General features: G+C 73.7%; 13 protein-coding genes. 10 read left to right on the top strand and 3 right to left on the bottom strand.

Features of this window, described 5'->3' with window-relative positions; translation table 11 throughout:
• Positions 1-83: 83 nt before the first annotated feature.
• Positions 84-1,760: a urocanate hydratase gene (gene hutU / locus ACFW1I_RS18360; RefSeq protein ID WP_384670889.1), complete on the bottom strand. Its 1,677-nt coding sequence runs from the start codon at positions 1,758-1,760 to the stop codon at positions 84-86.
• Between the two features lie 170 nt (positions 1,761-1,930).
• On the opposite strand from hutU, the gene ACFW1I_RS18365 reads away from it, so the two are divergent.
• From ACFW1I_RS18365 to ACFW1I_RS18390, 6 genes are all read left to right on the top strand, one after another.
• Positions 1,931-3,256, top strand: coding sequence for a diaminopimelate decarboxylase (locus ACFW1I_RS18365; protein WP_384670918.1), 1,326 nt, complete (start codon positions 1,931-1,933; stop codon positions 3,254-3,256).
• A 32-nt stretch (positions 3,257-3,288) separates the two neighbouring features.
• Positions 3,289-3,756 carry an SRPBCC family protein gene (locus ACFW1I_RS18370; RefSeq protein WP_384670891.1) on the top strand — a complete coding sequence of 156 codons (468 nt, stop codon included), beginning with the start codon at positions 3,289-3,291 and terminating at the stop codon, positions 3,754-3,756.
• Positions 3,757-3,932: 176 nt separating this feature from the next.
• Positions 3,933-4,343 (top strand): hypothetical protein, encoded by a 411-nt coding sequence (locus tag ACFW1I_RS18375; RefSeq protein WP_384670894.1) that lies wholly within the window; start codon positions 3,933-3,935, stop codon positions 4,341-4,343.
• Positions 4,340-5,107: a transcriptional regulator gene (locus ACFW1I_RS18380; protein WP_384670896.1), complete on the top strand. Its 768-nt coding sequence runs from the start codon at positions 4,340-4,342 to the stop codon at positions 5,105-5,107. Before ACFW1I_RS18375 ends, ACFW1I_RS18380 begins: the two co-directional genes overlap by 4 nt.
• 41 nt (positions 5,108-5,148) lie before the next feature.
• Entirely contained in the window at positions 5,149-5,529 is a 381-nt protein-coding gene (locus tag ACFW1I_RS18385; protein ID WP_384670898.1) for a roadblock/LC7 domain-containing protein, read from the top strand.
• 42 nt (positions 5,530-5,571) lie between these two features.
• Positions 5,572-5,943, top strand: coding sequence for a hypothetical protein (locus ACFW1I_RS18390; RefSeq protein WP_384670901.1), 372 nt, complete (start codon positions 5,572-5,574; stop codon positions 5,941-5,943).
• A gap of 10 nt (positions 5,944-5,953) precedes the next feature.
• Here the strand turns inward: ACFW1I_RS18390 and ACFW1I_RS18395 are convergent, their stop codons facing one another.
• The gene (locus ACFW1I_RS18395; RefSeq protein WP_384670903.1) at positions 5,954-6,799 is read right to left on the bottom strand and encodes a MurR/RpiR family transcriptional regulator; all 846 of its coding nucleotides are present in this window, start codon (positions 6,797-6,799) and stop codon (positions 5,954-5,956) included.
• Between the two features lie 239 nt (positions 6,800-7,038).
• Between ACFW1I_RS18395 and ACFW1I_RS18400 the strand changes: the two genes are divergently transcribed.
• A complete protein-coding gene (locus ACFW1I_RS18400) occupies positions 7,039-7,800 on the top strand; it encodes a DUF4232 domain-containing protein (protein ID WP_384670905.1) in 762 nt (253 codons plus the stop codon).
• A gap of 267 nt (positions 7,801-8,067) precedes the next feature.
• Here the strand turns inward: ACFW1I_RS18400 and ACFW1I_RS18405 are convergent, their stop codons facing one another.
• Positions 8,068-9,456, bottom strand: coding sequence for a cystathionine beta-synthase (locus ACFW1I_RS18405; RefSeq protein WP_384670908.1), 1,389 nt, complete (start codon positions 9,454-9,456; stop codon positions 8,068-8,070).
• Positions 9,457-9,578: 122 nt separating this feature from the next.
• On the opposite strand from ACFW1I_RS18405, the gene ACFW1I_RS18410 reads away from it, so the two are divergent.
• From ACFW1I_RS18410 to ACFW1I_RS18420, 3 genes are all read left to right on the top strand, one after another.
• Entirely contained in the window at positions 9,579-10,640 is a 1,062-nt protein-coding gene (locus ACFW1I_RS18410; protein ID WP_384670911.1) for an SGNH/GDSL hydrolase family protein, read from the top strand.
• A 112-nt stretch (positions 10,641-10,752) separates the two neighbouring features.
• Complete coding sequence (locus ACFW1I_RS18415) at positions 10,753-11,973, top strand: acetyl-CoA C-acetyltransferase (RefSeq protein WP_384670913.1); 1,221 nt, start codon at positions 10,753-10,755, stop codon at positions 11,971-11,973.
• Between the two features lie 260 nt (positions 11,974-12,233).
• Complete coding sequence (locus tag ACFW1I_RS18420) at positions 12,234-13,061, top strand: hypothetical protein (RefSeq protein ID WP_384670921.1); 828 nt, start codon at positions 12,234-12,236, stop codon at positions 13,059-13,061.
• The last annotated feature ends 303 nt before the right edge of the window (positions 13,062-13,364 follow it).

The raw sequence follows: 13,364 nt of genomic DNA on the forward strand, positions 1-13,364 counted from the left end.
CCCGGCTGCGCGGCGGTACCCACCGGCGGCGGCGCGGGGGCCGTGGGGCCGCAGCGACCGCCACATGGCGTGGAAGCTGTCGCTCACGCGGAGGCCTCGTCCTCGGAGCCCTCGCGCATCGGGACGCGGACGCCCTTCTCGTCGGCGACCCGCTCGGCGATGTCGTAGCCGGCGTCGACGTGGCGGATGACGCCCATGCCGGGGTCGTTGGTGAGCACGCGGCGGATCTTCTCGCCGGCGAGCTCGGTGCCGTCGGCCACCGAGACCTGGCCGGCGTGGATGGAGCGGCCCATGCCGACGCCGCCGCCGTGGTGGATGGAGACCCAGGACGCGCCGGAGGCGACGTTCACCATGGCATTGAGCAGCGGCCAGTCGGCGATGGCGTCGGAGCCGTCGAGCATGGCCTCGGTCTCGCGGTACGGGGAGGCGACGGAGCCGCAGTCGAGGTGGTCGCGGCCGATCGCGAGGGGCGCGGCGAGGGTGCCGTCGGCGACCATGTCGTTGAACATGGCGCCGGCCTTGTCGCGCTCGCCCTGGCCGAGCCAGCAGATGCGGGCGGGCAGGCCCTGGAAGTGGACGCGCTCGCCGGCCATCTTGATCCAGCGGTGCAGCGACTCGTTCTCCGGGAAGAGGTCGAGGATCGCCTTGTCCGTCTTGTGGATGTCGGACGCCTCGCCGGAGAGGGCGGCCCAGCGGAACGGCCCCTTGCCCTCGCAGAAGAGCGGGCGGATGTACGCGGGGACGAAGCCGGGGAAGGCGAAGGCGCGGTCGTAGCCGGCCAGCTGGGCCTCGCCGCGGATCGAGTTGCCGTAGTCGAAGACCTCGGCGCCGGCGTCCATGAAGCCGACCATGGCCTCGACGTGCTTGGCCATCGACTCGCGGGCGCGGGTGGTGAAGCCGGCCGGGTCCTTGGCGGCGGCGTCGGCCATGTCCTCGAAGGCGACGCCGACCGGGAGGTACGAGAGCGGGTCGTGGGCCGACGTCTGGTCGGTCACGATGTCGATCGGGGCGCCCTCGGCGAGCATCTGCGGGACCAGCTCGGCGGCGTTGCCGAGGAGGCCGATGGAGAGCGGGCGGCGGGCGTCGCGGGCCTCGACGGCCAGCCGGAGGGCGTGGGCCAGGTCGTCGGCCTTCACGTCCAGGTAGCGGTGCTCGATGCGGCGCTCGATGGCGCGCGGGTCGACGTCGATGCAGATCGCGACGCCGTCGTTCATCGTCACGGCGAGGGGCTGGGCGCCGCCCATGCCGCCGAGGCCGGCGGTGAGGGTGATGGTGCCGGCCAGGGTGCCGCCGAACTTCTTCGCGGCGACGGCGGCGAAGGTCTCGTAGGTGCCCTGGAGGATGCCCTGGGTGCCGATGTAGATCCAGGAGCCGGCCGTCATCTGGCCGTACATGGTGAGGCCGAGCTGCTCCAGGCGCCGGAACTCCTCCCAGTTGGCCCAGTCGCCGACCAGGTTGGAGTTGGCGATGAGGACGCGCGGGGCCCACTCGTGGGTCTGCATGACGCCGACCGGGCGGCCGGACTGGACCAGCATGGTCTCGTCCTGCTTGAGGGTGCGCAGGGTGCGGACCATGGCGTCGAAGGAGCGCCAGTCGCGGGCGGCCTTGCCGGTGCCGCCGTAGACGACGAGCTTGTCGGGGTGCTCGGCGACCTCGGGGTCCAGGTTGTTCTGGAGCATCCGGAGGGCGGCCTCCTGCTGCCATCCCAGGGCGCTCAGTTCCGTACCGCGCGGGGCCCGTACGGGGCGGGGTCCTGACATGGCGTGCCTCCTCGAATGTCGTTCAGATATTCACATCCTGGCCTGATGAATAGTTGTAGTCAACAGGGCGCGGCCTCCCCGCCCCACGGACCGACGCGATCCGGCCGCCCCACGACGGGCCGAGGCCCCCGCCGCACGCCCCGGTGACGGACGGCAGCGGGCCCGCCAGGATGGACCCCATGGCCTCCTACCGCCGTGACCTCGCCGTCCGAGCCGCCGTCGCCCAGGGACTCCTCACCCCCGCCGCCCCCGTCGTCGCCCTCCTCGACACCGCCGGCATCCGCGCCTCCGCCGCCGCCCTGACCAGCGCCTTCGCCGCCGTCACCGAAGCCGGCACGCTGCACGCCTTCGCCGTGAAGGCCGCCCCGCTCGTCCCCGTCCTGCGCCTCCTCGCCGACGCCGGCCTCGGCGCCGAGGTGGCCAGCCCCGGCGAGCTGGCCCTCGCCCGCGCCGCCGGCCTGCCCCCGTCCCGCACCGTCCTCGACTCGCCCGCCAAGACCCCCGCCGAACTCCGCGAGGCGCTCGCCCTCGGGATCGCCGTCAACGCCGACAACCTCCAGGAACTGGCCCGGATCGACGCCCTCGTCGCCTCCGCCCCCACCGCCTCGCCGCTCGGCCTGCGGGTCAACCCGCAGATCGGCGCCGGCGCCATCGGCTCCACCTCCACCGCCACCGCCACCTCCAAGTTCGGCATCGCCCTGCGCGACGAGGGCGCCCGCGAGGCCGTCGTCCAGGCGTACCTGGACCGCCCCTGGCTCACCCGGCTGCACACCCACACCGGCTCCCAGGGCATCCCGCTCACCCTGATGGCCGAAGGCGTCCGGGCCGCGTACGAACTGGCCGAGGAGATCAACGCCAAGGCCGGCCGCCCGCAGATCGACACCCTCGACATCGGCGGCGGCCTCCCGGTCAACTTCGCCTCCGAGGAGGAGACCCCCACCTACGCCGACTACGCCCGGCTGCTCGCCGCCACCGTCCCCGGCCTCCTCGACGGGCGCTACCGCCTGGTCACCGAGTTCGGGCGCTCGCTGCTCGCCAAGCACGGCACGGTCCTCACCCGCGTCGAGTACACCAAGACCTCCGGCGGCCGCCCCATCGCCGTCACCCACGCCGGCGTCCAGCTCGCCACCCGCACCGTGTACGCCCCCGCCGCCTGGCCGCTGCGGATCCTCGCGTACGACTCCGAGGGCCGCCCCCGCACCGGCGAGCTCACCGTCCAGGACGTCGCCGGCCCCGCCTGCTTCGCCGGCGACCTGCTCGCCGCCGGCCGCGCCCTGCCGCTGCTCCACCCGGGCGACGTCGTCGCCGTCCCGGAGACCGGCGCGTACGCCTTCGCCCACCACTACGCCTACAACAGCCTCCCCCGCCCCGCCGTGCACGGCTTCACCGTCGCCGACGACGGCGCCGTCTCCTTCGCCCTGGTCCGCCCCGCGCAGACCCCCGAGGAGATCGTCGTTGAGGCCGGCGGCGCGTACGCCGACGCGCTCGTCCGGTAGCGGAGCGCGTACCCGGCGGCTTCGATGGAGCCATGACCACCACCACAACCGTCGTCGTGGAGCGCCGGGTCGCCGCCTCGCCCGGCCGCGTCTGGGAGTCGATCACCGACCTGCCGGACATGCCCCGGGTGCTGTCCGGCGTCCAGAGGGTCGAGGTGCTCACCGAGGGCGGCTTCGGCGTGGGCACCCGCTGGCGGGAGACCCGGAAGATGCTCGGCAAGGAGGCCACGGAGGAGATGACCGTGACCGAGTGCGAGCCGCCCGACCGGTACGTGACGGTCGCCGACTCGCACGGCATGCACTACGTCTCCGAGCTCTCCCTGCGCACCGACGGGCCGGACGCCAGCGTGCTGCGGATGTCCTTCTCCGCCCGCCCCGCCGGCGGCCGGACGCCCGGCTTCGTCGCGCGCCTCCTCGCCCGGTTCGGCGCGAAGGCCGTCGCCAAGGCGCTCGCCAAGGACCTGGACGACATCGCGCGGGCGGTCGAGTCCCGCTACTGACCCGCCGGCTGCGGAAGCCCGCCCGTCCGGCGGTCCACCCTCCAGCTTGGCCCAATTCCGGCCTCCCTCGGGCATGTTCCGATGGAAAATGCCAGAACCACCTCCCGGAACCGCGCCGTTCAGTAACGTCACCGTCACTGCCGTTGCTCGCACGCCGTATCGGGAGGGGAACCCGCGTGCCCGGAATCGACGAGTGCCTCATGGAGGCCATGACCCTGCCGGGTGCTCGCGGTGCCTCCCTGGTCGACTGGAACAGCGGCCTCGCACTCGGGACCGCGGGCGAGTCGCCGGTCGGCGACCACGAGACCACCGCCGCCGAGACGGCCGAACTGGCCCGCGCCGCCGCCGAGTTCGACTCCTTCACCACCTCCGGCGGCGACACCGGGGAAACCGCCGGGGCCGACGGCGAACCGCCCGTCGAGGATCTCATCGTCACCACCCGCGCCGGCTACCACGTCCTCCGCTTCGTCCGGACCTCCTTCGACTCCAGCGTGTTCCTCCACCTCTGGCTCGACCGCGACACCGGCAACCTGGCCCTCGCCCGCATCCGCCTCGGCGACCTCGCCGAGAGACTGGTCCTCGGATGAGCGTCTCCCCGATGCTCGTCCGGCTCGCCGCCGAGAAGGCCACCGGCGCCCTGCTGCGCGACCACGGCACCCTCTACCTCGTCGACGGGCGCGTCGTGCACGCCGAGAGCCCCGCCTCCCCCGGCATGGACGTCCTGCTCACCACCGCCGGACGGCTCCCCCGGGAGAACTGGGACGAGGCCGTCGACCGGGCCGGCGCCCACCGCGCCGTCGGCCGCTTCCTCGTCGACAGCGGCCGACTGCGCGACGGCGAGCTGGAGATATGCCACCTCGGCGCCGTCTTCGACGCCGCCTTCTTCGCCCTCTCCCCCACCAGCGGCCCCACCCGCTTCCGGTACGGCGTCGGCCACTGGTTCGGCACCGTCCGCCCGGTCTCCGCCGAGGCCGTCGAGCGCGAGACCCTCCGCCGCCGCGAACTCCTCGACGCCGTCTGGCCGTACGCCGCCGTCGACACCGCCCCCGTCGTGCCCCGCCCGGCCGCCCCCGGCCAGGGCGTCGGCGCCCGCCGCCGCGCCCTGCTGGCCGCCGCCGACGGCGTCCGCACCCCCGCCGAGCTGGCCCGGATCCTCGGCCGCCCCGCCTTCCACACCCTCCTCGACGTCCGCAGGCTGGCCGCCGCCGGACTGGTCGAGACCCCGCTCGACGCGGCCCCCGACGCCACCCCCGCACCGCCCGCCCGGGAGTGGTCACCGGTCCCCCCGGTGACCGACCCCGACATCGCCCTGCTGCGCCGGCTCCGTGACGCCCTGGAGGCACACCTGTGATGAGGCGTGCTCTGCGCCTGCGCGCCGAGAGGAGACAGTTGATGACAGCCGAAGCCGAGGTGCTCGGCGAGCTCAGACGTCTGCGCGCCCGGCTGCCGCAGCTCACCGGGGCGCTCGCCGCCAGCGCCGACGGACTCGTCCTCGCCCACGACACCGTCGACGGCGCCGCCGAGAGCGTGGCCGCGCTGACGGCCGCCGCGCTCGGCGTCGGCCGGCGGCTCACCGAGTCCACCGGCCAGGGCGGCTTCCGCGAACTGCTCGTGCGCGGCGAGGAGGGCTACGTCGCCACCTACGCGGCGGGCGGCTCCGCCGTCCTCACCCTGCTCGCCGAGCCCCGCATCAACGTGGGCAGGCTCCATCTGGAGGCCCGCCGCTCCAGCGCCCGCATCGGCGAACTCGTCGACGGCGCGCTGAATTTCTGACCCCACCCCTCACCCGTACGAAGGAAGAAGAGAGAGCACACCATGGCGAACACCGAAGCCTCCCTCAAGGAAGCGGCCGCGATCGAGGGCGCGATCGGCGCCGCCCTCGTCGACTACACCAGCGGCATGGCGCTCGGCACCATCGGCGGCGGCAAGGAGCTCGACCTCTCCGTCGCCGCCGCGGGCAACACCGACGTGGTCCGGGCCAAGGTCCGGGCGATGGAGATGCTGGGCCTGAACGAGGAGATCGAGGACATCCTGATCACCCTCGGCAACCAGTACCACCTCATCCGGCTGCTGAAGGCCCGCGGCACCAACGGCCTGTTCCTGTACCTGGCCCTCGCGAAGGACCGGGCCAACCTGGCGATGGCCCGCCACCAGCTGAAGAAGATCGAGGCCGAGCTGGAGGTGTGACCCCGCCCGCTCACTCCACGAAGAGTCCCCGCTCCGCCGCCTTCGCGTCGAACTGCTCCAGACGCGCCTGCGCGTCCGGCAGCTCGTCCGCCATGGCCTCCAGCAGGACCCGGCCGAGGAGCATCGGCGCGCAGGCGGTGTCGAAGGCGAGACCGGTGCCGACGGCGGCCGGGATGAGCAGGTCGGAGTGGGCGGCGACCGGCGCGAAGGCGGACTCGGCCACGGTCACCACCAGGAGCCCGGCCTTCCGCGCGTACTCCAGCGCCTCGACGACCTCGCGCGGGTGCCGGGGCAGCGCGAAGCAGAGCAGCGCGGTGGCCCCGGCCCGTACGGCCGCGTCGATCCGGTCCGTGAGCATCGTGCCGCCCTCGTCGAGCAGCCGGACGTCCGGGTGCACCTTGGCGGCGAAGTAGGCGAAGCCGCGGGCCTGCGAGGAGGCGGCCCGCAGGCCGAGGACGAGCAGCGGCCGCGAGGCGGCGAGCAGCCGCCCGGCGCGCTCCACCGGGGCCGGGTCGGCGAGCAGCCCGGCGAGGTGCCGGAGGTTCTCGATCTCGGCGAGGACGGCCTGCTGGTACGCGTTGCGCTCCTCGTCCTCCCCGGTGGCGGCCGGCCGCTCGGGGGGCGCGACCTCCCGCAGGTGGCGGCGGAGCGCGGGGTAGCCGTCGAAGCCGAGGGCGACCGCGAAGCGGGTCACGGAGGGCTGGCTGACGCCGGCCAGCTCGGCGAGCTCGACGCTGGACAGGAAGGGCGCGTCGGCGGCCCGCCGGACCATGCAGTGGGCGATCCGCCGCTGGGTGGGCGTGAGCCGGTGCCCCTCGAAGAGCGCCTGGAGCCGCCCGGCCGGGCTGTCGCTCATGCCGTCCCCCTTCATCCATTCATCCCTGACCCTGTCTGCATAAGGATATGCAGAGGGTGGGGCGGGCGGGGAGGGAGAAGCGGAAGGGGACGGTCATGGTCACGCCATGACGTCCGGTTCGTGCGAGGGCTGTAACAAACGCCGCACGCCGGTGAGCGGGCCCACCCCGGTGGCAACAATAGCCGTGTCGCCGACACGACGACCGGCCGCGGGCCGGTCACGGGGGAAGAAGGAACAACATGAACTCCACGACGTCCAGAGCCCGTTCACCGCGCCGCAGCCTGCGGGCCGCCGTCCTGGGCGCGACCGTGGCCGCGGCCCTGCTGACGGTCACCGCCTGCCAGTCCGAGGACGACGGCAAGGCCGCCGCGTCGCCGACGGCCACCGCGACCGCGTCCGCGACCGCGACCGGCGGCGGCACCCCGGAAGCCACCGCGCCCACGACCGACGCGGGCACCGGCACCGGCACCGGCACCGCCACCCCCTCGGCCACCGGGACCGGGACCGGGGACAGCGGCGAGACCGGCGGCGGCAACGGCACCGAGCACCCGGACTGCGTGGCCACCGACCTCACCACCGCGGTCGAGCTCCAGGACGAGGCCGGGGAGACCCCCCGCCACTTCCTCCTGACCGTCACCAACGCCACCCGGAAGCCGTGCGTCCTCAACGAGGCCCCGGTCCTGCGCCTCAAGGCCGGCAACGACGCCCCGATCGTCGAGTCGCTCGGCGAGCCGGACACCGAGCCCGTCGTCGTCGAGGGCGGCGGCAAGGCGTACGCCGGTCTGTACGTCTTCGGCAACGACGAGGGCGGCGAGGCGGAGTACGACCAGTCCGACCGCTTCACGGCCACCCTGGTCGCCGGAGAGGGCACCGAACTGGCCGGCACGCTGATCTTCGACCTGCCGGACGGCCTCGACACCGTCTCCGTCGACGACGCGGCCCGCGTCAACGGCTGGGCCGGCACCGAGGGCCTGGCGATGCGCCCGATCACCCAGCTCTGACCGCCGGGAAGACTGACGCGGGGACCGCCGCACCCCCATCGCTGGGGGGCGGGACGACGGCGGTCCCCGCGGGGGACACGGGCCCGGGTCAGGGCCGGTCTCCGCGTCCGTGGCGTCTTCAGAGGTCCGGGAGCCGCTCCGGAGGTTCCGTGACGCCGACGAGGAACACTCTGCCGGACCCGTGTTAAGCGGGTGCTGCGCGGACGTGTCACGCTCGTACCGTTTGCGCGAACGCCCGCGCCGGCACCCGCCGGACCCCTCCGGGTGCTACTTGGCGCCGCCGTTGGCCAGGAAGGCCAGCAGGTCCTGGCGGCTGACGACACCGGTGGGCTTGCCCTCGACGAGGACGATGGCGGCGTCGGCGGACTCGCCGAGGACGGACATCAGGCTGGCGACCGGCTCGCCGGAGCCGACCTGCGGCAGCGGCGCGGACATGTGGTCCTCCAGCGGGTCCTCCAGCTTCGCCTTCTGGGTGAAGAGGTGGTCCAGGAGCTCCCGCTCGACGACCGAGCCGACGACCTCGGCGGCCATCACGTCGGGGTGGCCCGCGCCCGGCTTCACGATGGGCATCTGGGAGACGCCGTACTCGCGCAGCACCTCGATGGCCTGGCCGACGGTCTCGTCCGGGTGCATGTGGACGAGCGAGGGCAGGCCGCCCTCCTTGTGCCGGAGCACGTCGGCGACGGTGGCGGTGGTGGTGTCCTCCAGGAAGCCGTGGCCGGCCATCCACTCGTCGCTGAAGATCTTCGACATGTAGCCGCGGCCGGAGTCCGGCAGCAGGACGACGACGACGTCGTCCGGGCCGAGGTCCCTGGCGACCTCCAGGGCGGCGACGACGGCCATCCCGCAGGAGCCGCCGACCAGGAGGCCCTCCTCCTTGGCGAGGCGGCGGGTCATCTGGAAGGAGTCCTTGTCGGAGACCGCGACGATGCGGTCCGTGACGTTCCGGTCGTAGGCGGTGGGCCAGAAGTCCTCGCCGACGCCCTCGACCAGGTACGGACGGCCCGAGCCGCCGGAGTAGACGGAGCCCTCGGGGTCGGCGCCGATGACCTGGACCTTGCCGCCGCTGGCCTCCTTCAGGTAGTTGCCGGTGCCGGAGATGGTGCCGCCGGTGCCGACGCCCGCCACGAAGTGGGTGATCTTCCCCTCGGTCTGCTCCCAGAGCTCGGGACCGGTGGTCTCGTAGTGCGAGCGCGGGTTGTTCGGGTTGGAGTACTGGTCGGGCTTCCAGGCGCCGGGGGTCTCGCGGACCAGGCGGTCGGAGACGTTGTAGTACGAGTCCGGGTGCTCGGGGTCGACGGCCGTGGGGCAGACGACGACCTCGGCGCCGTAGGCGCGCAGCACGTTGATCTTGTCGAGGGACACCTTGTCAGGGCAGACGAAGATGCACTTGTAGCCCTTCTGCTGGGCCACGATCGCCAGGCCGACGCCGGTGTTGCCGGACGTGGGCTCGACGATGGTGCCGCCGGGCTTCAGCTCGCCGCTCTGCTCGGCCGCCTCGATCATGCGCACGGCGATGCGGTCCTTGACCGACCCGCCGGGGTTGAAGTACTCCACCTTGGCGAGGACGGTGGCCTGAATGCCTGCCGTCACGTTGTTGAGCTTCACCAGCGGGGTGTTGCCGACGAGGCTGATCATCGAGTCGTGGAATTGCACCGTGTTCTCCGGGGTCTCCGTAATGGTGTGGCCAGCGTATGCGTAGTCGGGACGCCTTTCGGGGCAGTTAGACCCTGAACGGCTCGAAGGACCTGTACGGCTCGAAGGAGGTGGCGCCCCCGATGTCCAGGGCGAGGGTGGCACGCCGGATCGCGGCGGGAGCGGCGTACGGCGGCGGGAGCATCGGTCTGATCGGCGTGGCCGCGGTCGGGATCGTGCTGGCGGAGGCGCAGCTCGCGAAGCGGACGGTGGGCACGGGGACGGCTCCCCTGCCGCCGGCGGTGGACGGTCTCTACGGCAGGGCCTTCGGCACCGACGACCCGCTGCGGCTGGCCCTTCTGGGTGATTCGACGGCCGCGGGCCAGGGCGTGCGCCGGGCGGGTCAGACGCCGGGGGCGCTGCTGGCCTCGGGGCTGGCGGCGGTCGCGGAGCGCCCGGTGGCGCTGCGGAACGTGGCGCTGTCGGGGGCCCGCTCGGACGACCTGGAGCGGCAGGTCTCGCTGCTGCTCGCGCAGCCGCTGGGCCCGCCGGACGTGTGCGTGATCATGATCGGGGCGAACGACGTGACGCACCGGATGCCGGCGACGGAGTCGGTACGGCTTTTGGCGGCGGCGGTGCGGCGGCTGCGGACGGCCGGCGCGGAGGTGGTGGTCGGCACCTGTCCGGACCTGGGCACCATCGAGCCGGTCTACCAGCCGCTGCGCTGGCTGGCCCGGCGGGCCTCGCGGCAGCTGGCGGCGGCGCAGACGATCGTGGTGGTGGAGCAGGGCGGGCGGACGGTGTCGCTGGGCGACCTGCTGGGCCCGGAGTTCGCGGCGAACCCGCGGGAGATGTTCGGGGTGGACCTCTTCCACCCCTCGGCGGAGGGGTACGCGACGGCGGCGATGGCGGTGCTGCCGACGCTGTGCGCCGCGCTCGGCGTGTGGCCGGAACCGGACCGGCTGGAGCCGGGCCGCCGCGAGGACATGCTGCCGGTGGCCAAGGCGGCGGCGGAGGCGGCGAAGCAGGCGGGTACGGAGGTGACCGGGGCCCGGGCGCCGTGGGCGCTGCTGAAGCACCGGCGCCGGCGGCGGCTGACGGAGCCGGCGGAGGCGGTGGAGGCCGGGGCGGCGGAGGGCGGCGCCGCGGAAGGGGCTCCGGGCGGTCACGGGGAGCCGTTGCCGCAGGACTCCCCGCACTCCTGAGCAAGCGCTTAGAAAAGAGGTCCGCATCACACGGCGATCCCGGTGACCCCGCCCGGTACGTGCGGGTAACTTCCCAGTGAGTCCGACCGCCCACCAGCCCCCTGGAGCCGTGATGCCCGAAGCCGTGATCGTCTCGACCGCCCGTTCCCCCATCGGCCGGGCCTTCAAGGGCTCCCTGAAGGACCTGCGCCCCGACGACCTCACGGCCACGATCATCCAGGCCGCGCTCGCCAAGGTCCCCGAGCTGGACCCGCGCGACATCGACGACCTGATGCTGGGCTGCGGCCTCCCGGGCGGCGAGCAGGGCAACAACCTGGGCCGGATCGTCGCCGTGCAGATGGGCATGGACCACCTGCCGGGCTGCACCGTCACCCGCTACTGCTCCTCCTCGCTGCAGACCTCCCGGATGGCGCTGCACGCGATCAAGGCGGGCGAGGGCGACGTCTTCATCTCGGCCGGCGTCGAGATGGTCTCCCGCTTCGTGAAGGGCAACTCGGACTCGCTGCCGGACACGCACAACCCGTTCTTCGCCGAGGCCGAGGCCCGCACCGCCGAGGTCGCCGCCTCCGAGGGCTCCACCTGGCACGACCCGCGCGAGGACGGCATCGTCCCCGACGCGTACATCGCCATGGGCCAGACCGCGGAGAACCTCGCCCGCTGGAAGGGCGTCACCCGCCAGGAGATGGACGAGTTCGGCGTCCGCTCGCAGAACCTCGCCGAGCAGGCCATCAAGAACGGCTTCTGGGAGCGCGAGATCACCCCGGTGACCCTCCCGGACGGCACCGTCGTCTCCACCGACGACGGCCCGCGCGCCGGCGTCACCCTGGAGGGCGTCTCCGGCCTGAAGCCGGTCTTCCGCCCCGACGGCCTGGTCACCGCCGGCAACTGCTGCCCGCTGAACGACGGCGCCGCGGCGCTCGTCATCATGTCGGACACCAAGGCGCGCGAGCTGGGCCTGACCCCGCTGGCCCGGATCGTCTCCACCGGCGTCTCCGGCCTCTCCCCCGAGATCATGGGCCTCGGCCCGGTCGAGGCGTCGAAGCAGGCCCTGAAGCGGGCCGGCCTGACCATCGGCGACATCGACCTCGCCGAGATCAACGAGGCCTTCGCCGCCCAGGTCATCCCGTCCTACCAGGACCTGGGCCTGGACCTGGACAAGGTCAACGTCAACGGCGGCGCCATCGCCGTCGGCCACCCCTTCGGCATGACGGGCGCCCGCATCACCGGCACCCTGATCAACAGCCTCCAGTTCCACGACAAGCAGTTCGGCCTGGAGACCATGTGCGTCGGCGGCGGCCAGGGCATGGCGATGGTCATCGAGCGGCTGAGCTAGTACGGGAAGGGGGCGCGCTCTCCACGTGCCGAGCGCGTCAACCTCACCGCGTCCGAGCCGTGACCGAATCTCCCCCAGGATGTGACCTACATCCCGGGGGAGTTCGTTTTCCCAGGTCAGAGCCATTTCGGGACTAAACACCCGGCCGAAATACCTGTCCAATTCGTGACGTAATGCACTGACAGGCAGCCCCACCCCACGACAAGCTGATGTAGGAAGTCGGGGGATCGACTCGAACCGGGAGTACGTCAGTGAGCGCCATGTCTCTTGCCCTGCTGCTGACCACGGCCGCTGCCACGGCCGTGGGCGCCGCTGCCCTGCACCACGTGCGGGGTCTCCGCAAGGAGGTCACCGCCCTGCGCACCGAGCTGGCCGCCGGCCACGGCGTGACGGTCCCCGCGGCCCGCGCCACGCCCGCCGCCGAGATACGGGCCGCGGTCGCGGAGGCGCTGGCCGAGGAGCGCGAGCGGGAGCTCGCCGAGGCGCGGGCCTTCTGGGCCGCGCAGGAGGCCCGGGACGCGGCCGACGCGCCCTCCGCCCTGCTCGGCGGCGCGGCCGGCGAGGAGGCCGGCGGCCTCTTCGTGCCGCGCCAGACGGACTTCGTGGGCCTGGAGGCGATGGCGCTGGAGGCCATGGAGGCCGAGGCGGCCGCGCTCGACGGCATCGTCGACCCGGTGGACGACTTCCCGGAGTACCCGGAGGACTCGGCCGAGCTGGCCGCCGCCCGCCGCCGGCACCCCTCGCACCCGGACTTCGTGCCGGTGCAGACGCCGGTCGTCACGGACCACGAGCGCACGGTGGCGCGCCTGGAGGAGCTGGCCGACACGGCGACGGCCCTCACGGACGTCCGCCCGGGCCCGCTGGGCACGCTGGACGTGTACGTCTTCGCCGACGGCACCACGCTCTGCATGACCCCCGGCCACCGCGAGACCGCGGAGCGCCTCGCGGAGGCCCTGCGCGCGGGCCGTACGCCGGTCCTCCTGGGCGGCTCGGGCGTCTCCGGCGCGTTCGCCCTGACGTTCTCCTACGGCGAGACGGACGAGGAGAACGTCTACATCCTCGCGGACCGCGTCATCGCGTCCCTCTGATCGACCGCGGCGGCCTCCGGCCGCCGGGTGGCGGGCCGGGGTGGCACTCCGGCCGCGGATCCCCCGGGCGGACCCGCCCGAGGATCCTCCACCGCCGCTACAGCCCCGACCGCTCCCGCGCCTCGCGCACCGACGTCACGGCCTCGTCCAGCTCCCGCTCGCGGGAGGGGGACGGGGCCGTTCGCAGTGCCTCGGCCAGGGGGGGGGGCGGGCCCCCCCCCGCGGGGGGCCCCACCCAAAACCCCCCGCCCGGGGGGGGGGCGCGGGGCCCCGCCCCCCGGGCCCCCGCCCGCGCCCCCGACC

This window comes from Streptomyces sp. NPDC058955 (assembly GCF_042741435.1).
In the GTDB taxonomy this organism is placed as follows: domain Bacteria; phylum Actinomycetota; class Actinomycetes; order Streptomycetales; family Streptomycetaceae; genus Streptomyces.

What these genes read in the sequence shown, in the direction of transcription:
- ACFW1I_RS18395 (WP_384670903.1), bottom strand. Translation starts at nt 6,799, where the DNA reads ATGAGCGACAGCCCGGCCGGGCGGCTCCAGGCGCTCTTCGAGGGGCAC.
- ACFW1I_RS18390 (WP_384670901.1), top strand. Translation starts at nt 5,572, where the DNA reads ATGGCGAACACCGAAGCCTCCCTCAAGGAAGCGGCCGCGATCGAGGGC.
- ACFW1I_RS18410 (WP_384670911.1), top strand. Translation starts at nt 9,579, where the DNA reads ATGTCCAGGGCGAGGGTGGCACGCCGGATCGCGGCGGGAGCGGCGTAC.
- ACFW1I_RS18415 (WP_384670913.1), top strand. Translation starts at nt 10,753, where the DNA reads ATGCCCGAAGCCGTGATCGTCTCGACCGCCCGTTCCCCCATCGGCCGG.
- hutU (WP_384670889.1), bottom strand. Translation starts at nt 1,760, where the DNA reads ATGTCAGGACCCCGCCCCGTACGGGCCCCGCGCGGTACGGAACTGAGC.
- ACFW1I_RS18420 (WP_384670921.1), top strand. Translation starts at nt 12,234, where the DNA reads ATGTCTCTTGCCCTGCTGCTGACCACGGCCGCTGCCACGGCCGTGGGC.
- ACFW1I_RS18380 (WP_384670896.1), top strand. Translation starts at nt 4,340, where the DNA reads ATGAGCGTCTCCCCGATGCTCGTCCGGCTCGCCGCCGAGAAGGCCACC.
- ACFW1I_RS18400 (WP_384670905.1), top strand. Translation starts at nt 7,039, where the DNA reads ATGAACTCCACGACGTCCAGAGCCCGTTCACCGCGCCGCAGCCTGCGG.
- ACFW1I_RS18365 (WP_384670918.1), top strand. Translation starts at nt 1,931, where the DNA reads ATGGACCCCATGGCCTCCTACCGCCGTGACCTCGCCGTCCGAGCCGCC.
- ACFW1I_RS18385 (WP_384670898.1), top strand. Translation starts at nt 5,149, where the DNA reads ATGACAGCCGAAGCCGAGGTGCTCGGCGAGCTCAGACGTCTGCGCGCC.
- ACFW1I_RS18370 (WP_384670891.1), top strand. Translation starts at nt 3,289, where the DNA reads ATGACCACCACCACAACCGTCGTCGTGGAGCGCCGGGTCGCCGCCTCG.